Here is a 25,495-nt window from a genome sequence, read left to right on the forward strand (position 1 = left end):
AATCACGATGTTAAAAAAAGATATTAAAAAAGTATTAGTATTAGGATCAGGAGCATTAAAAATTGGTCAAGCAGGTGAGTTTGATTACTCTGGTTCGCAAGCGTTAAAAGCGTTAAAAGAAGAAGGAATTAAAACAGTTTTAATCAATCCAAATATTGCAACTGTTCAAACTTCTGAAGGTATTGCAGACGAAGTTTATTTCTTACCTGTAACACCTTACTTTGTAGAAAAAGTTATTCAAAAAGAAAAACCAGACGGAGTTTTAGTAGCCTTTGGAGGACAAACAGCTTTAAACTGTGCGGTTGAATTAAATAAAGAAAATATATTCGAGAAATATGGTGTTGAGGTTTTAGGAACTCAAATTCCAGTAATTGAAGCAACGGAAGATCGTGATATTTTCATCGAAAAATTAGACCAAATTGGTGTTTTAACTGCTCGTTCAGAAGCAGTAGAAACTGTAGAAGACGCAATGGCAGCTGGTAAACGCATCGGTTTCCCATTAATCATTCGTGCAGCGTACGCTTTAGGAGGTTTAGGCTCTGGTTTCGCAAATAACGAAGAAGAATTATTAGAATTAGTTGAAAAAGCTTTCAATTATTCTTCTCAAGTTTTAGTGGAAGAATCATTAAAAGGTTGGAAAGAGATCGAGTACGAAGTAGTGCGTGATTCTTACGATAACTGTATCACAGTTTGTAACATGGAGAACTTCGATCCGATTGGAGTTCATACGGGAGAGTCAATCGTTATTGCGCCTTCTCAAACTTTATCAAATTCAGAATATCACAAATTACGTGAAGTTGCCATCCGTACAATTCGTCACCTTGGCGTAGTTGGAGAGTGTAACATTCAGTATGCTTTCGACACAGTTTCTGAGGAATATCGTGTAATTGAGGTGAACGCTCGTTTATCTCGTTCGTCAGCTTTGGCGTCAAAAGCAACAGGTTATCCTTTAGCTTTCGTGGCTGCTAAATTGGCATTAGGTTATTCTTTAGATGAGTTGAAAAATAGTGTAACGCAAACGACATCTGCGATGTTCGAGCCAGCGTTAGATTATTGTGTGGTGAAATTGCCTCGTTGGGATTTAAATAAATTCTACGGAGTTCGTCGTAACATTGGTTCTGCAATGAAATCTGTTGGAGAAGTAATGGCAGTTGGACGTTCTTTCGAGGAAGCAATTCAGAAAGGAGTTCGTATGTTAGACATCGGACATAGAGGTTTCGTAGCAAATGGATTCAAAATTCCAGAAGGTGAATCTTTGGATACGTGGTTAGCTGAGCCAAATGACGAGCGTTTATATGCGATTACTGAAGCTTTCAAAGCGGGATATTCGATTGAAAAAATTCACGATTTAACAAAAATCGATTTATGGTTTTTACAACGTTTAGAAAGAATTTTTAATGTATCAAAAGAATTTGAAGCATTAGAAAGATTTGAACAAGTTGAAGCAGATTTAGTAAAACGTGCAAAATTATTAGGATTCTCGGATCAACAAATTGCAGTTTTAGTAAAAGGAGATCAAAACGTACACAGAAACGAATTAACAGTTCGTGAATTACGTAAAAACTTCGGAATTAAACCTGTTGTAAAACAAATTGATACGTTAGCAGCAGAATTCCCAGCACAAACAAATTATTTATATGTAACCTATCACGGAACTGAAAATGATTTGGAGCCAGAAACTGAGAAAGCAGTTTGTATTTTAGGATCTGGAGTTTATCGTATTGGTTCGTCTGTAGAGTTTGACTGGTGTTCTGTAAATGCAGCGCATACAGCATCAAAAAATGGTTACAAAACAATTATCATCAACTATAATCCAGAAACGGTTTCGACAGATTATGATGAGTCAGATCGTTTATACTTCGAAGAATTGTCTTTTGAACGTGTAATGGATATTTTAGATTTTGAACAACCTAAAGGAACAATTATTTCGACAGGAGGTCAAATTCCGAATAACTTAGCGATGAAATTGTACGATCAATCAATTAATATTTTAGGAACTTCTCCTTTAAGAATTGATGATGCAGAAAATCGTCACAAATTCTCAGAAATATTAGATGAATTAGGAATCGATCAACCACGTTGGAAAGAGCTTTCTTCTTTAGAAGCGATTCACAAATTTGTGGAAGAAGTTAATTTCCCAGTGTTAATTCGTCCTTCTTATGTCTTATCTGGAGCTGCGATGAACGTAGTTTCGAATATACATGAGCTAGATGCTTTCTTGAAATTAGCGAAAGAAGTTTCTCCTGATTATCCAGTTGTAGTTTCAGAATTCGTACAAGGAGCAAAAGAAATTGAGTTGGATGCAGTTTGTCAAAATGGAGAAATTGTAGATTACGCAGTTTCTGAACACGTAGAATTTGCGGGAGTTCACTCAGGAGATGCAACAATGTATTATCCACCACAAAAAGTGTACATCGAAACAATTCGTCAAATGCGTAAAGTTGCAGCGAAAATTGCAAAACGTTTCGAAATTTCTGGACCAATGAACATTCAGTTTTTATCAAAAAATAATACAGTTCGTGTTATCGAAACTAATATTCGTGCTTCTCGTTCGTTTCCATTCGTATCGAAAGTTGCAGGAAATAATTTAATCGAAAAAGCAACAAAAGTTTTATTAGGATTAGAAGTAAAAAAAGGACATTCAGAAGTCGTTTACGATTTAGATTATGTAGGAGTGAAAGCTTCTCAGTTCTCATTTACACGTTTAGCAGGAGCTGACCCAGTTTTATCAGTTGACATGTCTTCGACAGGAGAAGTAGGGTGTATCGGTGATACAGCAGAAGAAGCTTTATTAAAATCAATGTTATCTGTTGGATATGAAATTCCTGAGAAAACCGTTTTAATTTCTGGTGGACCAATTGCTTCTAAAGTTGCTTTATTAGAGCCTGCGAAACAATTAATCGCAAAAGGTTACAAAATTTATGCAACAGAAGGAACGCACAAATTTTTTACAGAAAATGATGTGTATTCTACGCTTGTTTACTGGCCTTCTGATAAAAAAGAGCCAAATGTAATGTCTTATTTACATGACAAGAAAATTGATATGGTGATCAACATTCCGAAAAACTTAACAAAAGCGGAATTAGACAACGATTATCAAATTCGTCGTACAGCTGTAGATTTCAATATTCCGTTGGTAACAAATGCACGTTTAGCTTCGGCTTTCATTAATGCATTTACAAAATTATCGATGGATGATTTAAAAATCAAAACTTGGAATGAATACCGTAATAAATAGAAATTAGAATCTAGATATTAGAAGTTAGAAAGCCTCGCATTTGCGAGGCTTTTTTTATGTTATTTTTTTGAATTTGTCATTCCGACAAAAGAAGGAATCTAAATTTAATGCGAAGCTGAAACGAGTTCAACTTAAGTTATCCTGAACTTGTTTCAGGAACACATCATACGTGATTGCCTAATAATCTTGATTAAACATGAAGAAATGAATACATAATAATTCCAATAACAATTATTGAGAAAATAAACGTATTAATTCCTAAAAGTATAGCACCTTTAATTGTTGTAATGATAAATCCTTGGTTATAGAGTTTTTTCAATGCAAGGAAAAAGTAAACAATAATATATAAAACAATCAATGTATTAATCAAAGCTATTATGGCTGATACAGCATTACTATCAATATAATTTGAAAGTTTATTCAAAAGAAAAATTACTAAAATAGATAAAAGAATTACCGTAAAATAATGCAGTGTAAAAATTCCGTGATCAAAATACCACCATTTCTTTTTGTTGTAAAAAATCCATAAGAAGAAAGCAAACAAAGGCATGTATACAAACAAAACTTTCGGAATGACATGCAAAGATTTCTCAACAATAGCTTCTCCTAATTGATCGTCAGAAACCTTTCTTTTTCTCAACTCTTGGTATTTTTCAATAAAGGGAGATAATATTGGAACGTTATTTTTTACTTTAGATTGCAAGTTTTCAATAGATTCCTCGTTCAAATCTTCTAAAGAGTTTGCATTTTTATTTTTTTCAACTTCAGATTTTATTTTTGCACTTTGCTCGACAGTTGTCAATCCTTTGTTCTGTAAAGTGTCTATTGTAGCATTAAGTGCTTTTTGAATTTTTTCAGTATTTTCTATTGATATAGGTTCATTGGAACTATCATTATATTCAGTTTTATGAGAAGGAAATATAGAAATAAGGAAAAACGTTACAAAACTGACAAAAATGTACATTTTAACAGGATTAACAGAACTATTTCGTTTACCACTCAAATATTCTTTGGTTAAAACTCCAGGTTTCAAAAATAGTTTTTTGATTGTTTGCCAAAAACTTCCATCGTAATGAACAAAATCTTCGATAAAGTGAGTAAATAAAAAGTGAAACGGTTGACGTGTTTCTACATTTTCTTGTCCGCAATGTGTGCAATAATGTTCTTCTACGTAATGTCCACAATTTTGGCAATTATGATCTTCTCTTAGTTTTCCGTGACTCATGTGTTAATTAAATAGTTATAAAGCTATAAAAAGATTATTTATTTTGAAAAACACACGTTTGAAAAAATTGAAATTATTTTAAAATTTAGAATGAAATTTATTAAGTATACAGAATATTGTATTTTAGTAGAAATCTATTAGGAAATTTTATGTTTAAATCTTTACAGCTTAAAACTGATGTAACAAAACAATATCAAACAGAATGCGAGGAAAATAATTTGAATAATCTTTCTAAAATTAACATTTTTATCGGACCTAATAATTCTGGAAAAAGTCGTTTTTTGAGAGATTTGTTCTCAATTGAAGAAATCAGATATAATCTAATTCAATTAAAATTAATTGAGTTAAGCGAAATTTATGATGAAGTATCAATTAATATAAAAAATCTGAAGATAAATTATCCATATGAAGTTGATAATAGGCTTAATGTAGATAATTTTTATATTAAAGATGAATATGATAAAGAAGAATTAGTGATTTTGTTCGATGAATACAATAAAATTGATTTAAATAAACAATATTCAAGTTATCATGGAATTAATAAAGATATATATAATAATTTAAAATCTTTAAAGGATAATTTTAATAAAGTTGATTTTAATAATAATCTTTTAAAATTAGATTTTTCAAACAAAGCAATATATATTCCAATTCTTCGTGGTTTAAGAAGCATTAATTATCAAAATGAGGAATTTACGAGAGAAGATTTTTATTTTGAAAGAACAAAAAATGATTATTTTAAAGATGCGAAACTTGAGTTTAATACAGATGAATCTATTAAATCTATTTTTACAGGTTTATCTTTTTATGATGATGTTCAAGAATTATTACTTGGAAATTACGAGCAAAGAAAGTTAGTAAAAGATTTTGAAATATTTTTGAGTCAAACATTCTTCCAGAATAAGAAGATTACCATTATTCCAAGATTAAAAGAAAAAGATGTTTACATTAATATCGAAGGTGAAGAAGATAGACCAATATATAATTTAGGGGAAGGCGTACAAGCAATTATTATTCTTACTTATCCTTTATTTTTTAATAAAGGAAAAAACCTTAAGATTTATATTGAAGAACCTGATGTTTATTTACATCCAGGTTTCCAACGTATTTTAATTGAAACTTTATTGAACACGAAAGGTTTTGAAGAGTTTCAATATTTCTTTACAACTCATTCTAATCATTTTTTGGATATGACATTAGATTATAAAGAAATTTCTGTTTACAAATTTACTAAGGAAAAAGAACAATTTTTTATACATAATATTGATAATCCAGATATAACTTTATTAGAACATTTAGGTGTTAAAAATTCATCTGTTTTTCTAACGAATTGTACAATTTGGGTAGAAGGAATAACAGATAGAATTTATATCAGAAAGTATTTAGAACTTTATCAAGAAAGTTTATCAAAAGAATCTAAAAAATATTTTGAAGATATTCATTACTCTTTTGTAGAATATGGAGGAAATAATATTACACATTGGAGTTTTTTAGATACTTCTGGTATTAATGTAGAGCGTTTGTGTGGTAAATTATTTCTTTTAACAGATAGCGATAATGCTAAATCAGGCGCTAAATATGAAAGGTTTACTAAACTTCAACAAAAATTAGGAGATCAATATTATTGTCTGCAAGCTAAAGAAATAGAAAATTTATTAACTAAAGAAATTTTATTAGAAACTTTAAAATTAATTGATAAAACGAAAGATAAAGAAAGTATAAAATTTAAGGATAAAGCAAAGTTTAATCCTAACACTGCAATAGGTACTTTTATAGATAATCATATTGAAGGACTAAATAAAATGTATAAAAATGAGAGTGGAACAATAAAAGAAAAAGTCCAATTTGCTCAAGGTGTAGTGAATGTTCTTTTAGACTTTAATCAACTTACAGATGAAGCTCAAAAATTAACAATGAAAATTTATAATTTTATCAAAGAAAATAATTAAAACAAAAAATCCACTTCTCTCGAAGTGGATTTTATATTTCTCGTAAAAATAATTTTCTTAAAACTCAGCAAAAAAAGCTTCTACTTTTTCTACGCCGTTTGCGTCTAAGGCTTCAACCAATTCTTTTTTGATTTCTGTTAATTCTTTCTTTTTCGCTTTTTTCAAAACTGGTTTTGCAGTTTCCAAAAAGTTTTCGATTTGTTCTAAACCACGAGAACTTAAGAATTTTTCGTCTGTTTTTTTCAATTTAGCGTAAACTTGTACCAACATTCTACATTGTTCCAAAGCCAAAACGTATTCTTTTACAGTTTCTAACGTAATCATATAATGCAACATCAATTGTACTGAAGGCATATTACGTTGATGACCAAATTTCGTGTATTTTTCTAATGCAATTCCAAAAGATTCTTTACTACGTTCGATATTTTTATTTAAAGCTGCAGAAATGACAACATTAAACCAATCGTCTGAATTATCAGAGTTTTGAGCGATATCGAAAAATGCATTATCCGCATTCTCAAAATCTTGTAAACTATAATATGATAAAGCAATTAATTTCTTAGCATCGTACAATTGTTTTGGGTCTTTCGCATCCAATAAACCTTCACAAATTTTGATACACATCTCGAAATTGCTGTTTCCAAATAAATCTCTCGCAGTGTTCAACAACGAATTAGTCGCATTCTGTTCCAACGCTTGCTCGTACATAAATTGACGTGCTCTCAAAACATCCTCGTATGTGATATAATCGTAATTGATTTTCATTTTTTTCGTCTCTTTGTTAATTCGCAACTAAATTAATTAAATCTTTAAGAAAGTACTTAATTATTTATCTTTTTTTAATAAATGTCGAATCACCGTTTCTGCCGCATGCAACCCGAATAAACCAGGCATCCACGAATTAGTTCCGTAAAACGATTTTTTATAATTTTTTCCATCCGTTAATTTAACCGAAGATTCATCAGGAACTTCTGTCGAAAAAACAGCTTTTACACCTTTATTAATTCCTTCTTTTTTTAATCGTTTTCTAACATTTTTTGCCAAAGGACAAACATCTGTTTTACTAATATCACGCACTTGTACTTTGCTTGCCAAATATTTTCCTCCAGCGCCCATATTGCTGATTACTTTAATTTTTTTGCGTTTTGCAGCTAAAATCAAATTAATTTTTGGTGTAACAGAATCGATGCAATCTAACACATAATCAAAATCTGGTGTGACGATTTCGTGTGTACGTTCTGGACTCAAAAATTCGTTGATACGCGTTAATTCTAATTCAGGATTAATGTCCATTAAACGATCGCCAACGATGTCTACTTTGTTCATTCCAACAGTTGAGTGTAAAGCGGGTAATTGTCGATTAATATTTGTAATATCAACAGTATCACCATCAACAATTGTCATTTTTCCAACTCCTGCGCGTGCGATAAATTCTGCGGCAAAAGAGCCAACTCCACCTAAACCAACAACTAAAATGTTCGAATTTTTTAGGATTTCTAAACCTTCTTCTTTGAATAATAATTCAGCTCTTTCTTGCCAAACTGCCATTGAAATGTATTTTAATTATGATTGAACTTCGTAACCGAAAACTGCTTTCCAATTTTTCGCTTGTTGAAGTTGTAATTCCTCGATTGTAATTTTTCTCAAATCCGCTGCAAAAGTATAAATTTCTTCAATAGAAATTTCGCTTGCATCATTCTCCAAAAAGAATTGATTCGCAGAAAGATTTGCAAATATAATTTGTAAGTTTTTGTTTGATAGAAGATTTTTACCAAAAGATGCAAAACAATTTTGCGCAATAATTTGATTGAGTAACTGTTCATTCTTATTGAAACCATGAAAAATAAACGGAATCGTCAATTTCATTTGTTTTCGAATCTGTAAAATTTCTTGATAAGCACGAACCGAATGTATAATGACTGGAAGTTGATATTGCATCGCAATTTCTAACTGTTTTTTAAAAACGTTGATTTGTAATTCAAAATCTGTTTCGCACAATTTATCTAATCCAATTTCACCGATTGCTAAACAGTTTTTATTCGAAATAGTTTGATTAATAATTTCGATTTCTTCCTTTATTGATGAGGTTTTGATGTAAGCTGGATGAATCCCAATTGAAAATAATTTAGCTTCATTATTCAACTCATTTGGAAACTGATTATACAGTTCCAAAACATCTGTTTGATCGGATAAATGATGTGTATGCGCGTTGAGAAACATAGTTCAAATTTAATCTTTTTCAATGATTTTTCGAAATGTTAAAATAGGAATAGAATTTGCTATAGGAATTTGAATGAATTCAGATCATATTTTAAGTCCAAAAATGTTGAAGTTTTTGCCATGGCTTGGTGCGATGGCAATTTTTATGCAAGCTTTGGACGCTACAATTTTAAATACATCTTTACCTACAATTGCAAAAGAATTAGGAAAATCGCCTTTAGAAATTCAGTCGATTATTGTTGCGTATACGTTAACAATCGCTTTGTTAATTCCTTTGAGTGGTTGGCTTTCGGATAAATACGGAACGAAAAAAGTTTTTCAATCTGCTATACTGATTTTTACACTTGGATCCACACTTTGCGCATTTGCCACAACTTTACCTTTTTTAGTCATTTCACGCGTTATACAAGCGATTGGAGGATCGATGATGGTTCCTGTTGTACGTTTAGCAATTTTATATGCTTATCCAAAAAGTGAATTATTAAAAGTAATTAATTTTATCACCATACCAGGGTTAATAGGACCACTTTTAGGACCAACAATTGGAGGTATTTTGGTTGAAACTTTATCATGGCATTGGATTTTCATCGTGAATATTCCATTCGGAATTATTGCACTTTGGATGACAACTTTTGCGATCCCCGATTTTAAACATCCAGTTTTTAAATTTGATATCAGAGGTTTGATTCTTTTTAGTGGAGGAGTTACTGTCTTAACATTGATTATGGAATTGACATCTTCTCGTGTGATTGGCCTGCAAACTGTATTGGCATTGACTGTAGTTTCTGCCTTTTTGATTGGTTTGTATATTTATCATGCAAAACATAAACAACATCCTTTAATCGATTTGAATTTGTTTAACATTAGAACTTTGCGAATTGGTATTATAGGAAATCTTATTACACGATTAGGAATTGGAGGAATACCTTTTCTTATTCCGCTTTTATTGCAAGTTGGTTATGGATATTCGGCTACTGTAGCGGGATTAATTATGATTCCATCTGCAACAAGTAACATTATTGCAAAATCGTTTGTTGTGCCAATTGTGAATAAATTTGGTTATCGAAATATGTTGATTTCCAATACAATAACTTTAGGATTAATCATTTGTATGTTTTTCTTTTTAGAATCGAAATCACCAATTTATTATATCATTCCGTTAATGGTTTTGAATGGATTTTTTAGTTCAATTCAATTTACGGCGATGAATACCTTGTCTTTAGCAGATTTGGACGAAAATACATCCAGCGAAGGGAATAGTTTATTATCGGTTACACAACAATTATCACTAACATTTGGAATTTCTGTAGCTGCATTAATTTTAGGTGTTTTTAGACAAGCAGGATTTGTAAATGGAGTGGAAGTACAAGCTTTTCGTTATTCATTTTTGACGATGGGCGTGATGACAATTTTATCAACTTACATCTTTTTCAAATTAAGAGAATCTGATGGCGCTTCAATGTCGGGGAAGAAATAAAATTTAGAACATAAAAAAATCTCTACCAAGTAGAGATTTTTTTCGTTTTATATTATTTTGATTTAATCATTGTAAAAATGATGGCGAAGTTCACCTTTCAAGTTTGCTTCGTATTGCGTTTTGAATTCTTCTTTCGAAAGGTTTTGACCTAATAAATAAATGGCTTTGGTAATTGCAGCTTCCATTGTCAAATCATAACTCGAAATTGCGCCCATATTTAGTAACGCATCACTTGTAGCATAACGTCCAAGTTCTACCATTCCGCCAGCACATTGCGTGTTGATGATAAGATGAACTCCTTTATTCGTTACTTCTTCCAGCAATTCAATAAACCAACTATCGGTAAAAATATTTCCTGTTCCGAAAGCCTCAATAATAAAAGCTTTCATGTTCGGAGCGTTTAAAACACTTTCGATAAAAGAACGATTCATTCCAGGGAAAATCTTCAAGACACCAACATCAGCATTTAGATTTTTGTTGATCGAAAGTTTATCCGTAACAACATTTTTTAACAATAAATCTTCTTTCACTTCCAGATGAACACCGGAAACTCCAATTACTGGATAATTCGGCGACTCGAAAGCATCAAAGTTTTCTGCATTAATCTTAGTTGTTCTATTCGCACGAAACAATTTATATTCAAAATACACACAAACTTCCTTGATAATTGGTTTGTCATTTTTACGTAACGAAGCCAATTGAATCGAAGTAATTAAGTTTTCTTTCGCATCTGTGCGCAAATCTCCAATTGGTAATTGCGAACCAGTGAAAATGACAGGTTTCTCGAGGTTATCAATCATAAAACTCATTGCAGAAGCTGTATACGCCATTGTATCTGTTCCGTGCAAAACAACAAAACCATCATAGTTTTCGTAGTTTTGTTGAATGGTTTCGGCAATTTCTATCCAATATTTAGGTTTCATATCAGACGAATCTATAGGCGTATCGAAACTATGATAATCGAAAGAACAATCTAACAGACCCAATTCCGGAATTTGTTTCAACAAATTATCAAAATTGAAAGGTTTCAAGGATTGGTCACCATAATCTTTCGCCATTCCAATTGTTCCTCCTGTGTAAATTAATAAAATTTTTGTTTGCATGCGGTTTGATTAATTTCTGGTTAAAATTAACCATTATAAAAAATCTGTACAACATCTTTTCTTAAACTCCGATATTTTGTAAATTGGATAAATAATTGTGAACATAAATTTAAACTATCAACTTGATGAAACTATTACTTTTAGCCATTACAACTTTGTTAACATCAGCTTATGTTAATGCACAATCTGATGAAGGATTGTTTGAAGTTGAGTACGAAATGAACGGACAAGAACTGAAATCTTTTGCTTTTTCTACGGATAATTGTGCGCAGAATTTGATTGTGAAATCGTGGGAAAATTGGGTAACGAACAAAGAAGGTTCTTCTGCTTTTTTGAAAAGACATGAAGCGAGTAATATCAAGTTCAAAAATTCGCAAGATGTGTATAAATCTGTGATTAGTTTGGTTGATGAAGAAAATGGAAAAACGACTGTGATTAATACATTAACGGATCAAAATGGAATGACATTTAATAGTAATTCGGCAGAGTTTGATAAAATTTATGCTCAATTGCAAGATTTAGCAACAAAAACGAAGCAAGGTTGTGTACGAAATGAGTTGAGGTTAGCGAACGAAAATATGATTCGATTGACAAAAGAAAACGCTGATGCACAATTGAAAAAAGGAAACTCGATCAAATCATATCTAAAAGATAATAACACCTTATTGAAATTAGAAAGTAAAAAGCAAGCTTTGGGCGATAAGTTAGATTTGGTGGTGAATCAATTGGAAAGAGAATCGAATGATAAAGTAACTGATGGTTTGATGAAGAAAAAGATAAAAACAGAAAATTCTTTGCGATCGATAGAAGATCAAGTAGTAACATTGAGCGGAAAAATACAAATTGCCGAAGAGAACGATAAAGTTTTGGATGCAAAAATTAATCAATTAACAAGTCAAATTCAACAACAACTCTCGATTACCGAAAATTTAAAAAAGAAATATTCATCAATTGCACGATAATTGTTAGAGAAATTATATATTTACTAAATATCAACAAATAAATATTATTAAAATCAACTCGTTATGGGATTATTTTCATTTATCAAAAATGCCGGAGAGAAAGTCTTCGGAGGTGCAGAAACACCAGAAGAAAAAGCAGGTAAAGTACAAGAACAAGTTGCAAAGCAAGGATTTGATTTGTCAGGAGTAACTTTTTCTACTGATGGAGATAAAATTGTAGTAGCTGGACAAGCGTTGGACATCAACGAGAAACAAAAAATTTTAGCAACAGCAGGTAACATTGATGGAGTGGAAGGAGTAGAAGATCAATTAACATTGAAAACACCTTTGAGAATTGAGATTCCAGATTTATCTAAGACAATGTATACTGTAAAAAGTGGAGATTCTTTATCTAAAATTGCAAAAGAAGTTTATGGAGATCCAATGCAGTATCCAAAAATTTTCGAAGCAAACAAACCAATGTTAAAACACGAAGATAAGATTTATCCAGGTCAGGTTTTATATATTCCTCAGGATTAATACAATAGAAATAAAATATTAAGGTTAAAACTCCTACAACCAAATGATTGTAGGAGTTTTATATTTTTACAGCATGGTTTTTGCAGAATATATACTCGCAATAAAAAATAATAACATATATTCGTATAACTGAAATAAAAAAAATAATTATGAAAGTTTCAATTTTGCCAGTAGCGGTTATCGCTGCTTCAACTTTATTTAGTTGTGTTAGTCAGAAAAAGTATGATGAATTACAAAATAAATTCAATTCTGCTTATTCTGAGAACCAAGGATGTCAAACAGAATTGGCTGTAGCGAAAGCTAAATTAGCTAATTTTGAATCTAACCAAGGTCAGTATGAAAACACAGTTCAGAGTGAAAGAAATCAAATTAAACAATTACAAGAACAATTGAAAAATTGTATTAATGGTGGTTCTAAAAACGTTTCTGAATTAGTGAACGAAATCAATCAGTCTAACAAATACATCAAACATTTGATCGATGCGAAAAGCAAATCGGATAGTTTGAATATGGTTTTAACAAACAACTTAACGCGTTCTTTATCTAGCAATGAAGCAAAAGATGTTGATGTTAAAGTATTAAAAGGTGTTGTTTACATCTCGTTAGCTGATAACATGTTGTACAAATCTGGTAGCTACGAAATTTCACCTGCTGCAGGAGAAACTTTAAGTAAAATTGCGAAAATCATCAACGATTATAAAGATTACGATGTATTGATTGAAGGTAACACAGATAATGTGCCAATTTCTAAACCAAACATCCGTAACAACTGGGATTTATCTGCTTTACGTGCATCTTCTGTTGTACAAGCATTACAAAACCAATACGGTGTTGATGGTAAACGTTTAACAGCTGGTGGACGTGGAGAATATAACCCATTAACTACAAATGCTACTGCGGAAGGAAAATCTAAAAACCGTCGTACACAAATTATTATCTTACCTAAGTTAGATCAATTTATGGATTTAATTGGGCAAGCTCCAAAAAACTAATTTTGATAAAAAAATCAAATTAATATAGAAAGAGCCACTTTATAGTGGCTCTTTTTTTGTAACTTTTTCCAAATTTTAATCAATCAATACCAATGGAACTATATTATTCTTTTTCGGTTCTAATTGTTCTTGCTGCATTATTTTCTTATGCAAACCTTCGATTCCTAAAATTACCTGGAACAATTGGAATTATGATTATCGCCATGTTAGTATCTATCGCTATCCGTTTATTGGGAGATAGCTATTTTCCTGATGATACAAAAGACATGTTTCAACTCTTTAATAGTTTAGACTTCAATGAAATATTGATGGGCGCAATGCTTAATTTTCTGCTTTTTGCAGGCGCAATGCACGTTAATATTCTCGATTTGAAAAACTTGAGATGGACAATTGCTACTTATGCTACAATATCAGTAGTATTATCAGCATTTATTATATCAGTAATTTTATATTACATTGCGCCATATTTTGGTATTCAAATTCCGTATATCTATTGTTTATTGTTCGGAACATTAATTTCACCAACTGATCCAATCGTTGTATTAGGAATTTTGAAACAAGCAAAAGTTCCTAAAATTATTGAGACAAAAATTACAGGAGAGTCACTGTTTAATGATGGTGTGGCCGTTGTAATGTTCGCAGTAGTTTTACAAATAGCAACTAATCCAAGCTTTGATGCTGATTTTTCAAGTGTTTCAAAATTATTTTTAATGGAAGCCGGAGGCGGAATCTTACTTGGATTATTACTTGGATTTACAGCGTCTAATTCGATGAAAAAAATTGATGATTATAAAGTTTCAGCTTTAATTACATTGTCGATTGTAATGGGAGGATTTTTGATTGCAAAAGAACTTCATATTTCTAGTCCTTTAGCTATGGTTATCGCAGGTTTAATAATCGGAAATTATGGAAAGAAATTCGCAATGAGTAAAACAACTCAAGATTATTTAAACAAATTTTGGGAGCTTATTGATGAGGTAATGAATGCCATTTTATTCCTTTTTATAGGTTTCGAATTGTTGTTAATAGAAGATTTAATGGATCAAATTCTATTAGGAATTGCCACAATTTTTATAGTCCTATTATCTCGAACATTATCAATTGTTATTCCAGCTCGTACTATTTTAAGAAAAAACACTTTTTCTAAAGGTTCACTTATTGTCTTGGTTTGGGGAGGAATTCGTGGAGGAGTTTCAATTGCGTTAGTTCTTTCGATGCCAAATTCGGAATGGAAAGATTTGTTATTAGAGATTACATACATCGTTGTTTTATTTTCAATCGTTATTCAAGGTTTAACTGTAGGTAAAGTGGCTCATCGTGTTCTAAAAGACGAATCTGATGAAGCAAATAAAGAAGAAATGGAAGATTATCTTAATTCATCTAAATTGTAAATAATTTTAAAATATACAATTAAAAGGAGCAAGCGCATCTATAGATGCGCTTGCTCCTTTAACAGAAGTTTAGAACTTAAAATGGTTTAGTTCACGAATTAATCTTTATTTTTAATAGAAATTAGAACAAGCCAACAGAATGAAATTAAAGGATTTATCTAATCAACTCGAAATATCTTTAGGAAGTTTACAGAATTTTATCAATGATTTTAATATTGATTTGAGTTTTTGTATTGACGAAAATTTTAATGTAACACAACAATTTATAACATTTTCGGAAGAGAATAAAGATTTCTTAAAAAGATATGCCGAAGATTATTCCAAAGAAAAAACAATAGAAGAAATCGCTAAAACAATTGGAGCGAAAGAAGAAGAAGTGCTTCATTTTTTTGTGACAAATGGAATTCCTGCCGAGGTTGCAAAGCAGATGAAAACGGGAGTGTCAAGTTATTTGATTCATTCTTACATTGGGGGAAAATATCCGTTTATAGAAAAAGCATTTCCGCAATGCGAAGATTTTTCTGGTAAAAGTTTAGTTGGTTATACTGATTTGTATTTTTATATGACTGATATGTTAGATCCATTTATCAGCAAAGATCAAGGAGAAAGTTGGGGAATCTCAAAACCTGCTGGCTTGATTTTGTATGGACCTCCAGGTAGTGGGAAAATATATTGGGCAAAGAAAATAGCGGATATGATTGGTTACGAATTTGTACATATTTTCAATGATTATTTAGTTGGGAATTTTGATAACAAAAAGAATAAATTCTCCGATTTTCTTTCAAAAAAGATGAATCAACCTAAAACATTATTGTTTATTGATTCGTTCGACGAAATATTACATTCTACTTCTGTAAATACCATTTATCCCGAAATGGTCGATTTGTTTTATTCCGTTCTTAGACATATTCAGAAAAATGATACGAAAGAACTTTTGATTGTTGGAGCTGTTGAATCTTTAGCAAATTTGAATGATGAAATCGTTGCACCTGGTCGTTTTGATTTACATATTCCGATTTTTCCTCCAACTTTTGACGAGCGCAAACAATTACTTCTACATCACATGACTACGAATTTGGCGCAAGATTCTCCGTTATTATCAATTTTGAAAAATCAAAATGCGTTGAACAAAGATTTCTGGACGCCTTATGCGGCTGAAATGAAAATTTTCTCAAATACAATGATGATTGATTTTACACAATCGCTTAAAAAACGTTTATATGCATTATACAGAAAAGATGAAACGAAAAATATTGTGATGACAGAAAAGGTATTGTTTTCTGCATTTCAAGAAGCAAAATCGAAATTAACGCCTGATTATTTAAAACATTGCGCAATTTTCTTAACAGAAGCCAAGCAAAATGTTGGTCAAGATTTTCCGCATCGTCTGATCGAATTAAATGCTGATTTAGAGTTTTATTTATCATCAAAAGAAATTCCGATTACTAAAATTGGTTTCAAGCAAAGTGATGATACTGTTGAGATAAAATCGGTAGAAGAAAATAAAGAAACATAAAAAAAGCTCCTTGTAAGGAGCTTTTTTATTATAAAAACTAAATTGTTTTGAATTTTAATAATAAAATATTGCTTTTGTAAAGATGTAATTCTTTTCCTGAAACTTCGTAACGATTTACACTTTTCAACATCGATAAAAATGCTTTTTCTTCTTGCAAATTAGGACAAGCCATTTTAGTTTCAGAAAAATTAACAAAGCTTGTAACGCCGCTAACTTTTGTAAAAGAAGCATTGAAATTGTTGCAACCTGCAAATCCACTTACAGTCGAATTAGCTTCGTCAATAACCAACATCACGTCTTTATCGTACAAACCTTTTACTACGTTGTTATCGTTGATCAAATACCAATTTTGATTTGAAATCGAAACTTCCGCTTTAGGTTTAATTTTAGCAGTACTTGCGCTTGTAGAACAAGAAGTTGCTATAAAACTCATCAAAAGAGTTGCTGAAAATAAAGTTACAATCTTTTTCATTTTTCGGAATATTTTATCTCAACTCAGCGTTGAATTTTTCTTGATACAATTTGATTAATTTATTCATTAAACCATCAATTTCTTGATCGCTTAATGTTTTATTTTCGTCTTGAATCATAAAACTTAAAGCATACGATTTTTTACCAGCTGGCAATTTATCTCCTTCGTAAACGTCGAATAAATTAACGGCTTTCAACAAATTCGTTTTGACTTCTTTTGTCGCTTTGTACAATTCTTCATATTTCACAGAAGAATCAAGCAATAAAGCTAAATCTCTACGAGAACCTGGGAATTTAGAGATTTCTTTGTATTTCAAATCGTGTTTGTTTGCTAAAGCAACCATTGCATCCCAATTTAATTGAGCAAAGAAAACATCTTGATTAACGCCTAATTTTTTTGCTAATTTTTTGCTGATGATTCCAAGTTTTCCTAATGATTTTTGACCAGAAACAAATTCAATTCCATCTAAGAAATTATCATCTTTTGCAGGTAACTCATCTGTAATTTGAATATCTAATCGAACAAAAATTTGTTTAATCAAACCTTTCAAATCAGCAAATGAAGCTTTACGTAAATTACCTGTCCACGATTCGCTATTAAAGTTTCCTGAAAGAACGATTCCTAAACATTTATTTTCTTCGTAAATACCATCAATTTTGCGATAAACTTTCCCAAATTCGAACAATTTAACATCCGAATTACGACGATTGATATTGAACGCAACATTTTCTAATAAACCATTCAACAAAGTGCGACGCATTACAGCTAAATCAGCAGAAAGAGGATTTAACATTGCAACACTTTCACCTTCTGGATAAAAGAAAATTTCTTCGTATTCTCTTTTCGTTAACGAGTTATTCATCGCTTCATTGAATCCGAAAGAAATCAATTGACGCGCAATAAAATCTTCGATTTTATCTGGACTAACTTTTTGATTTGGAACATAAGAAAACGAAAATTTTGAAGGAATTTCGATATTATCGTATCCATAAATCCTCAAAATATCTTCAATCAAATCTACATCACGTTGTACATCTACACGATAAGCTGGAACTTCTAAATCTAAAATTCCATCATTTTCTGACAAAATTTTAATTTCTAAATTTTCTAAAATCGATTTGATTTTATGTTCTGGAATTTCAACTCCTAATAATTCAACCACTTTATGTAAACGTAATTTTACATTAAAGTTTTGAATTGGATTTTCGTAAATATCATCAATATTAGATGCAATTTCAGCGCCAGCGATTTCAACTAACATCATCGCAGCTTTTTTCAATGCATCGATTGTTGTGTTAGGATCAATTCCACGTTCAAAGCGGAAAGAAGCATCTGTATTCAAAGCATGTGCTTTTGCACCTTTACGAATTGTTACAGGTTCAAAATATGCTGATTCTAAGAAAATAGTTGTAGTAGCATCCGAAACTCCAGAATCTTTTCCTCCGAATACTCCTGCAATACACATTGGATGATTTTCGTTGCAGATCATCAATTCATGTCCTTTTAATGTACGTTCAACGCCATCTAAAGTTGTGAATTTTGTTCCTTCTGCTAATTTTTGAACGATCACTTTATTTCCTTCAATTTTAGCTGCATCAAAAGCATGTAAAGGTTGTCCTAAATCGTGTAAAATGTAATTGGTAATATCAACCACATTATTAATTGGTGATAATCCAATAACTTGCAAACGATTTTTTAACCAATCTGGCGACTCAGCAACTTTTAGATTTTTTAAGTAAACACCTGCATAACGAGGCGCTGCTTCTGTATCTTTAACCTCGATAGAAATAGGACTTTTTCCGAAATCTGTCGTAGGATAATTTGAGACATCATATGTTTTGAATGTTGAAGCGATATCACGAGTTTTAAGCGCAGCATGTAAATCACGCGCTACACCGAAATGTGACATTGCATCCGCACGATTTGGCGTTAAACCAATTTCGATTTCGTGGTCAACTTCATCATTTTTTCCGAAAAGATCAAACGTAGAAGTTCCAGGTTTTAAATTTTCTGGTAAAACTAAAATACCAGAATGATCTGTACCAATTCCTAATTCTACTTCAGAACAAATCATTCCGAAAGATTCTTCACCACGAATTTTTGCCTTCTTGATTTTAAATTCACCATCAGGAGAAGGTAAAACCGTTCCGACAGTTGCCACAGGTACATTTTGACCCGCTGCAACATTAGGAGCTCCACAAACAATTTGCGTTTCTTTTCCATCTCCTAAATCTATTTTAGTAACTTTTAATTTATCTGCATTCGGATGAGGTATAGCTGATAGAACTTTACCAACTAATACGGTTTCCAAATAATTTTTAGCTCCACCTACTTGCTCTACACCTTCTACTTCTAGACCCGTACTTGTAAGTGTTGAAGACACTTCATCAAGTGTTATATCTGTATCAATGTAGGTTTTTAGCCAATTGTATGAAATTTTCATTGTATTGTATAAATGAATTTTATGTATTCTTTTTGATTATGCGTTTAACATAACTGGCATAACTAACATTAAGATTTCTTCGCCATCTTCTAGTCCATCAACTGGTTTGATGATTCCTGCACGATTTGGCTCAGACATTTCCAATGTTATTTCTTCTGATTGTAAATTGTTCAACATTTCGATTAAAAAACGAGAATTGAAACCGATTTGTAAGTCAGTTCCGTTGTAATCACAAGGAAGTCTTTCTTCTGCTTTGTTTGCAAAATCGATATCTTCAGCAGAAATTGTCAATGAATTTCCAACTAATTTTAATCGAACTTGGTTTGTTGTTTTGTTAGAGAAAATTGCCACACGTTTCAAAGATGTCAAGAATAAGTTTCTGTTAATCGTTAATACATTTGGATTTTCTTTTGGAATTACCGCTTCATAATTAGGATATTTACCATCAATCAAACGACAAGTTAACACGATATTTTGGAATGAAAAACGTGTATTTGTGTTGTTGTATTCTATTGTAACATCGTCATTATTTCCTCCTAAAATATTTTTCAATAAGTTAAGTGGTTTTTTAGGCATAATATATTCAGCAGCTTGTAAATTGTCTAAGCCGTTGCGTGTATATTTTACCAAACGATGCGCATCTGTAGCAACAAAACGGAAAATATCTGCATTTGCTTGAAAGAAGACTCCTGTCATAATTGGACGTAATTCGTCGTTTCCTGTCGCAAAAATAGTTTTGATAATTGCTTCTGATAAAATGCTTGCACTAAGTGTTGTAGAGCTTGCGTCTTCGATATCTGGAGTTTGAGGATATTCGTTTGCGTCTTCGAATGCTAACTGATAATTTCCTTGTTCTGAAACAATTTCCAATGTATTTCCTTCTTTTTGGATAAAAGTAAGCGGTTGCGCAGGGAAAGTTTTCAACGTATCAGTTAAGATTTTTGATGGAATTGCAATTTTTCCATTATCATTAGACTCAACTTCTAAAGTTGTTGAAATTGTTGTTTCTAAATCAGAACCAGTGATAGTTAATTGGCTACCATCCAATTCGAATAAAAAATTATCAAGGATTGGTAAAGTATTATTAGAGTTAATAACCCCTCCGATTAAGTTAACATTTTTTAATAACGTGTTGCTCGATACAATAAATTTCATATGAAGAATATTTCCTTAAAATATCTAACAAATGTAATAAATAATCAAGTAAAAAACTCAAACCTATACATTAAATATTATATAGAATAGCTTGTTGTTGATTATCAAATAGAAAGATGATTGTAAATTGATTGTTATTATTTGTTTAAATTTTCTTTGAATTAAAAACTTTTCACCCGTAAATTTGTCTTGTATATTGAGACTTTTAACAAATCTTTTTGACCAAATCTCATCCAAAAAGATTAATTTGAATTTAAAATACTATTCTATGAAAATTGAATTGAATTTAGAAGGAAAAAATGGCGTTTTTATACTTCTTGATGAGAATAATAAAGAAGTTGGCGAATTAACTTTTATGCTGAAAGAAGAACAAATGTTGATTAATCATACAGGTGTTAATCCTGAATTGAGAGGGCAAGGTTTGGCAGAAAAGTTAGTGTTAGAAGCTGTAGATTACGCAAGAAAAAATCAGTTGAAAATCATACCATTTTGTAGTTATGTGAGCGTTTATGTTGGTAAACATCCAGAAGTGCAAGATGTAATTTAGAAAATTATGAATTTAGAAAAAGTTTTTGAACACAATCAAGAGTGGGTAAATAAACGTTTAGGACAAGACGAGCAATATTTTGATAAGCTTTCGGCTGGTCAAAATCCAGAAGTGCTTTACATTGGTTGTTCGGATAGTCGTGTGACGGCAGAAGAATTGTTGGGAGCGGAGCCAGGTGAGGTTTTTGTACACCGCAATATAGCGAACATGGTAATTAGTTTGGATATGAATACCACTTCTGTTTTAGACTATGCGGTAGAACACCTAAAAGTGAAACATATTGTAGTTTGTGGACATTATAATTGTGGTGGGATTAAATCTGCAATGATTCCGAAAGATTTAGGAATTATGAATCCTTGGTTGCGTAATATTCGTGATGTTTATCGTTTACATTCAGAAGAATTGAATGCAATCGAAAACGAAGGAATGCGTTACAACCGTTTGGTAGAGCTAAATGTACAAGAACAATGTGTAAATGTGGTAAAAAATCCTTTTGTACAACGTGCAATGGAAAATGGATTAGAAGTACATGGTTGGGTGTTCGATTTGTTTACTGGAAAATTAATTGATTTGAATTTAAACTTCGATAAAATCTTAGAAAATATCAAAGAAATCTACGATATCAACGAATAAATTTAACATTTTGTTATATCTGGTATAATAATTGTTCTTAAGACTGTTAACCAAACTATATCAATGATTAACAACCGTTGGATAAAAAAAATAGGTATCGCTTTAATTTCAATTATTGCGGTACTTTTTATTTTAAGTTTTTACATCTCCTATTTTCTGAATGATCGACTTCCAAAAATCATTGCAGAAAAAAACGATACCGCTTATAATCTGACTTACGAAGATTTGAGCTTTTCTATTTTTAATTCGTCTTTATCACTAAAAAATGTTGAAGTTTCTCCAAAAGATTCGTTGTTAATAAAGGATTCGATTGACGCAACAGGAAAAGTGAAAGAAATAAATATTGTCGGTATCAATTTTATAAAATTAATTACCAAAAAAGAAGTTGCAGCATATTCAATCAACATCAATAATCCTTCTGTAAATTATTATCTCAAAGAGAAAAAAGATTCGGTCAAAAAAGATACAGCACAATCCAAAGTTGGGCAAAGTATAGATGTTTCCAATGTGAATATCAACAATGGCGAGTTTAATTTGTATTCTCAATCAGGAAAAAAACATATAGCAAATGTTTCTAATTTTTCGATCGATTTTGATGGCGTTCGTTTCAATGAGCGAACAGCGGACAAAAAAATTCCGTTCAGATATTCTGCTTTTGATATTAAATTAGATTCGATGTTTTTTGTGGTAAAAGATCAACAATTGATTAGAGCACGAAAAGTTCGTTTTAATGAAACTGATTTTGAGTTGGATAATTTCTTGATGAAACCGCTTAAAATGAACGGAAAAATGTACGTTCCAAACGATTCTGAAAATGATTTATTGGATATTGAATCACCACTTCTTTCGCTTTCTAAGATGGATTGGGGATTTACTTCAGAAGATAAATTATATTTTAAAACAGATTTAATCAAATTCAAAAATCCAAAAATTACCATTATTTCTGCCAAACCTGAGAATAAAGTTGAGAAACAATCAACTAAAAAAGTAAGCATAAAAACGGAAGATGCGGAGTTAATTAATATCAAAAAATTACAAATAGAAAATGGTAAAATTCGTTCACTCTTCTCGAATGCAAAAACGGTAAAATATGCAATAAATAATGTGTCGTTAAATATCGAAGGAATAAAAATGAATGCGTTGACGCGAACAAATGATATTCCGATTGATTATAAAACTTTCCGTATTAAGTTGGATTCGATGTATTATCGATTGAATGAAATGCACACGTTAACAGCATCTAATTTTGATTTGACAGAAAAGAAATTGATTCTGAAAAATTTCAAAATGAAACCATTAATTTCAAAAAATCAATTTAATCGAAATTATACAAAATCAAACACATTATTAGATGTCGAAGCACCAATTTTGACGTTAAATAATAACAGTTGGGGAATAAAAAATGGTGATTTCTATTTTCATACAAATTCAATCAAATTGGATGAGGTAAATGTGAAAATCATTGATCAAAAGAATGAAAAAGTTATTGCGAAGAAAGTTGAAAATGTAACAGAAAAGTTCTTGATTAATTTTAATCTTGGAATTGATACGATTCAAATCAAGCAATCGCGTTTTATTGCTTCACAAAAATTTGATTTCAATAATGTTAATTTGAAGGTTTTAGGATTGAAAAATGATTATGGGAAAGAACTTCATGTTAATCATGTTATTTTCAAAAATCCAAAATTTACGATTTATGGACAACCAAGACGAGTGGCGCAGCGCGAAGGAAAAACCTCAAAAGAGTTTAATGATGTTATAAAAGTTGATAAAATTTCGTTGGTAAATGGACATTTAGATGTGGTTCCTTATAAACAAAAAACGCCGAATTTAACATTGAAGCAAATTCAGTTAGCGTTTAATCAAATCAATGTTGATCCAAAAACTATTCAAGAAGCAATACCATTTTCGTATAAATCTGTGTTGTTAAAATCTTCAGGAATTGATTTCGATTTAGGAAAAATGTATAAGATGAATACTGGAGCTTTGCAATTTCAGAATGGAAACTTGACGTTGAATCAATTAAAATTAACACCAAAACTTACTCGAAAAGCGTATACAGCTTCATTAGATAAACAAGCCGATTTATACACTGTTTCTGTCAATCAATTAGAAGGAAATGGAATTCAGTGGGGAATTTCTCCATCCAAAGATTTCTTTTTGAAAGCCAATCAAATAAAATTGAACCAGCTTTATGCAAATATTTATAGAAGTTTGGTTCCACCTGATGACACAAAACGTAAAACAATGTTTTCACAAAAATTACGTGAAATGAAATTCGATTTAGGGGTGAAACAATTGCAATTGGTCAACTCTAAATTAGAATATGAAGAGGAAACGGCTAAAAGTATCGGAACAGGAAAATTGACGTTTTCGTCTATAAATGCAACGGTTAAAAATGTTAACTCGGGTTATCGTAAAAAATCGCTGCCAGATGTTGATGTTGATTGGCGTTCAGAGTTTATGAATGGTGATTTGCGTGCAAATTGGACATTTAATCCAATGAATCGTTCAGAGAAATTTAATATCAATGGTTCAATTTCAAAACTTCCTGCAAAAAATCTTGATCCTTTTGTGAAACCGTATCTTAAGGTTTCTGTAGACGGATTTTTCAATCAAATAAAATTTAATTTTGATGGAAATGATAAAGCTGCAAGCGGAAATTTTGGAATAGATTATCAAGATTTGAAAGTGAATGTTTTGCGTGATGATGGTTCGAAAAGAAAATTTTTGTCGGCTATAGGAAACGCTGCTGTAAAGAATGATTCGCGTGGAAAAATGAAAGAAGAAAAAGTAGAAAATATCGAACGAAAACAGGATAAATCATTTTTTAATTTCTTTTTAGCTTGTATCTTAGACGGTCTTAAAAAAGCACTTTTAATAATTTAAGAAAATGAATAGAACAGTCTTCATAACCGGAGCAACATCTGGCATAGGAATGGCGACAGCAAAGAAATTAGCACCAAATTATCGTTTAATTTTGTGTGGGCGCCGTCAAGAACGATTAGATGAAATTCAGGCAGAATTGAGTCAAATTACGGACGTGAAAACCATTCAATTTGATGTTCGAGACAAGGAAGCTGTTTTTAATGCAGTAGAAAGTTTAGAAAATGAATGGAAAAATATTGATATCTTAATCAATAATGCGGGAAATGCGCACGGATTATCACCTTTTGATACAGCTGATTTGGAAGATTTGGAAGCAATGATTGATATCAATGTAAAAGGATTAATTTACGTTTCGAAAGCAATTATTCCAATTCTTAAACAATCATCAAATGCGCATATCATCAACATTTCGTCGATTGCAGGAAAAGAAGTTTATCCAAATGGAGGAACATATTGTGCGTCGAAAGCGGCGGTAGAATCGTTGAGTAAAGGAATGCGTTATGATTTGTTGCCTTACGGAATCAAAGTTTCCAATATTGCACCAGGAGCAGTAGAAACAGAATTTTCTTTGGTTCGTTTCAAAGGAAATCAAGTACTTTCGGATAATGTATACAAGGGTTTTGAGCCATTGGTTGGAGAGGATATTGCAAATGCAATAGAGTATTTGTTGCAACAACCAGAACATGTACAAATTGCCGATGTTACAATTTTTCCAAAAGCGCAAGCTGGAGGAACTGTTATTTATAAAGGATAAAATTTTAAAA

The 25,495-nt window shown here is 31.2% G+C and carries 20 protein-coding genes; 12 read left to right on the forward strand and 8 right to left on the reverse strand.

Annotated elements, in window-relative coordinates; translation table 11 throughout:
- Positions 1–7: 7 nt before the first annotated feature.
- Positions 8–3,238 carry a carbamoyl-phosphate synthase (glutamine-hydrolyzing) large subunit gene (carB, locus tag ACTS9J_RS04510; RefSeq protein WP_448352919.1) on the forward strand — a complete coding sequence of 1,077 codons (3,231 nt, stop codon included), beginning with the start codon at positions 8–10 and terminating at the stop codon, positions 3,236–3,238.
- A 190-nt stretch (positions 3,239–3,428) separates the two neighbouring features.
- Here carB and ACTS9J_RS04515 read toward each other — a convergent pair whose 3' ends face one another.
- Positions 3,429–4,463, reverse strand: coding sequence for a DUF3667 domain-containing protein (locus ACTS9J_RS04515; RefSeq protein ID WP_280037735.1), 1,035 nt, complete (start codon positions 4,461–4,463; stop codon positions 3,429–3,431).
- A gap of 149 nt (positions 4,464–4,612) precedes the next feature.
- Here ACTS9J_RS04515 and ACTS9J_RS04520 point away from each other — a divergent pair, with 149 nt between their 5' ends.
- Positions 4,613–6,412, forward strand: coding sequence for an ATP-dependent nuclease (locus ACTS9J_RS04520; protein WP_221854621.1), 1,800 nt, complete (start codon positions 4,613–4,615; stop codon positions 6,410–6,412).
- A 57-nt stretch (positions 6,413–6,469) separates the two neighbouring features.
- Here ACTS9J_RS04520 and ACTS9J_RS04525 read toward each other — a convergent pair whose 3' ends face one another.
- The 3 genes from ACTS9J_RS04525 to ACTS9J_RS04535 are packed head-to-tail and all read right to left on the reverse strand — an operon-like array spanning position 6,470 to position 8,632.
- Positions 6,470–7,177: a hypothetical protein gene (locus ACTS9J_RS04525; protein WP_125350289.1), complete on the reverse strand. Its 708-nt coding sequence runs from the start codon at positions 7,175–7,177 to the stop codon at positions 6,470–6,472.
- Positions 7,178–7,237: 60 nt separating this feature from the next.
- Positions 7,238–7,960 (reverse strand): tRNA threonylcarbamoyladenosine dehydratase, encoded by a 723-nt coding sequence (locus tag ACTS9J_RS04530; RefSeq protein WP_038336843.1) that lies wholly within the window; start codon positions 7,958–7,960, stop codon positions 7,238–7,240.
- Between the two features lie 15 nt (positions 7,961–7,975).
- On the reverse strand, positions 7,976–8,632 hold the full coding sequence (locus ACTS9J_RS04535; RefSeq protein WP_221854622.1) for a TatD family hydrolase: 657 nt from the start codon (positions 8,630–8,632) through the stop codon (positions 7,976–7,978).
- A 73-nt stretch (positions 8,633–8,705) separates the two neighbouring features.
- Here ACTS9J_RS04535 and mdtD point away from each other — a divergent pair, with 73 nt between their 5' ends.
- Complete coding sequence (gene mdtD, locus ACTS9J_RS04540; protein ID WP_219034956.1) at positions 8,706–10,109, forward strand: multidrug transporter subunit MdtD; 1,404 nt, start codon at positions 8,706–8,708, stop codon at positions 10,107–10,109.
- A 62-nt stretch (positions 10,110–10,171) separates the two neighbouring features.
- On the opposite strand, the gene ACTS9J_RS04545 is transcribed toward mdtD, so the two are convergent.
- On the reverse strand, positions 10,172–11,212 hold the full coding sequence (locus ACTS9J_RS04545) for an asparaginase (RefSeq protein ID WP_180905964.1): 1,041 nt from the start codon (positions 11,210–11,212) through the stop codon (positions 10,172–10,174).
- A gap of 125 nt (positions 11,213–11,337) precedes the next feature.
- On the opposite strand from ACTS9J_RS04545, the gene ACTS9J_RS04550 reads away from it, so the two are divergent.
- The 5 genes from ACTS9J_RS04550 (at position 11,338) to ACTS9J_RS04570 (ending at position 16,592) form a co-directional block, all read left to right on the forward strand.
- Complete coding sequence (locus ACTS9J_RS04550) at positions 11,338–12,174, forward strand: hypothetical protein (RefSeq protein ID WP_219034955.1); 837 nt, start codon at positions 11,338–11,340, stop codon at positions 12,172–12,174.
- A 63-nt stretch (positions 12,175–12,237) separates the two neighbouring features.
- Positions 12,238–12,693, forward strand: a complete 456-nt coding sequence (lysM, locus tag ACTS9J_RS04555) for a peptidoglycan-binding protein LysM (protein ID WP_219034954.1) — start codon at positions 12,238–12,240, stop codon at positions 12,691–12,693.
- 149 nt (positions 12,694–12,842) lie between these two features.
- The gene (locus ACTS9J_RS04560) at positions 12,843–13,685 is read left to right on the forward strand and encodes an OmpA/MotB family protein (protein ID WP_181816279.1); all 843 of its coding nucleotides are present in this window, start codon (positions 12,843–12,845) and stop codon (positions 13,683–13,685) included.
- 92 nt (positions 13,686–13,777) lie between these two features.
- Entirely contained in the window at positions 13,778–15,076 is a 1,299-nt protein-coding gene (locus ACTS9J_RS04565) for a cation:proton antiporter (protein ID WP_448352920.1), read from the forward strand.
- Between the two features lie 139 nt (positions 15,077–15,215).
- Positions 15,216–16,592 (forward strand): AAA family ATPase, encoded by a 1,377-nt coding sequence (locus ACTS9J_RS04570; RefSeq protein WP_219034953.1) that lies wholly within the window; start codon positions 15,216–15,218, stop codon positions 16,590–16,592.
- A gap of 37 nt (positions 16,593–16,629) precedes the next feature.
- Here the strand turns inward: ACTS9J_RS04570 and ACTS9J_RS04575 are convergent, their stop codons facing one another.
- Genes ACTS9J_RS04575 through dnaN form a run of 3 tightly spaced genes read right to left on the reverse strand, consistent with a single transcriptional unit; the run spans position 16,630 to position 20,662 of the window.
- On the reverse strand, positions 16,630–17,064 hold the full coding sequence (locus ACTS9J_RS04575; protein WP_416410716.1) for an META domain-containing protein: 435 nt from the start codon (positions 17,062–17,064) through the stop codon (positions 16,630–16,632).
- A gap of 13 nt (positions 17,065–17,077) precedes the next feature.
- Positions 17,078–19,507 carry a phenylalanine--tRNA ligase subunit beta gene (gene pheT, locus ACTS9J_RS04580; protein WP_448352921.1) on the reverse strand — a complete coding sequence of 810 codons (2,430 nt, stop codon included), beginning with the start codon at positions 19,505–19,507 and terminating at the stop codon, positions 17,078–17,080.
- Between the two features lie 36 nt (positions 19,508–19,543).
- A complete protein-coding gene (dnaN, locus tag ACTS9J_RS04585; RefSeq protein WP_038337242.1) occupies positions 19,544–20,662 on the reverse strand; it encodes a DNA polymerase III subunit beta in 1,119 nt (372 codons plus the stop codon).
- 268 nt (positions 20,663–20,930) lie between these two features.
- Here dnaN and ACTS9J_RS04590 point away from each other — a divergent pair, with 268 nt between their 5' ends.
- The 4 genes from ACTS9J_RS04590 (at position 20,931) to ACTS9J_RS04605 (ending at position 25,485) form a co-directional block, all read left to right on the forward strand.
- Positions 20,931–21,209 (forward strand): GNAT family N-acetyltransferase, encoded by a 279-nt coding sequence (locus ACTS9J_RS04590; RefSeq protein ID WP_038337243.1) that lies wholly within the window; start codon positions 20,931–20,933, stop codon positions 21,207–21,209.
- 6 nt (positions 21,210–21,215) lie between these two features.
- Positions 21,216–21,842 carry a carbonic anhydrase gene (locus ACTS9J_RS04595; protein ID WP_125350240.1) on the forward strand — a complete coding sequence of 209 codons (627 nt, stop codon included), beginning with the start codon at positions 21,216–21,218 and terminating at the stop codon, positions 21,840–21,842.
- Between the two features lie 63 nt (positions 21,843–21,905).
- Positions 21,906–24,731 carry a hypothetical protein gene (locus ACTS9J_RS04600; RefSeq protein ID WP_448352922.1) on the forward strand — a complete coding sequence of 942 codons (2,826 nt, stop codon included), beginning with the start codon at positions 21,906–21,908 and terminating at the stop codon, positions 24,729–24,731.
- Positions 24,732–24,735: 4 nt separating this feature from the next.
- The gene (locus ACTS9J_RS04605) at positions 24,736–25,485 is read left to right on the forward strand and encodes an SDR family NAD(P)-dependent oxidoreductase (protein ID WP_448352923.1); all 750 of its coding nucleotides are present in this window, start codon (positions 24,736–24,738) and stop codon (positions 25,483–25,485) included.
- Positions 25,486–25,495 lie beyond the last annotated feature (10 nt).

The sequence above is a fragment of the Empedobacter sp. ULE_I140 genome, from assembly GCF_053482575.1.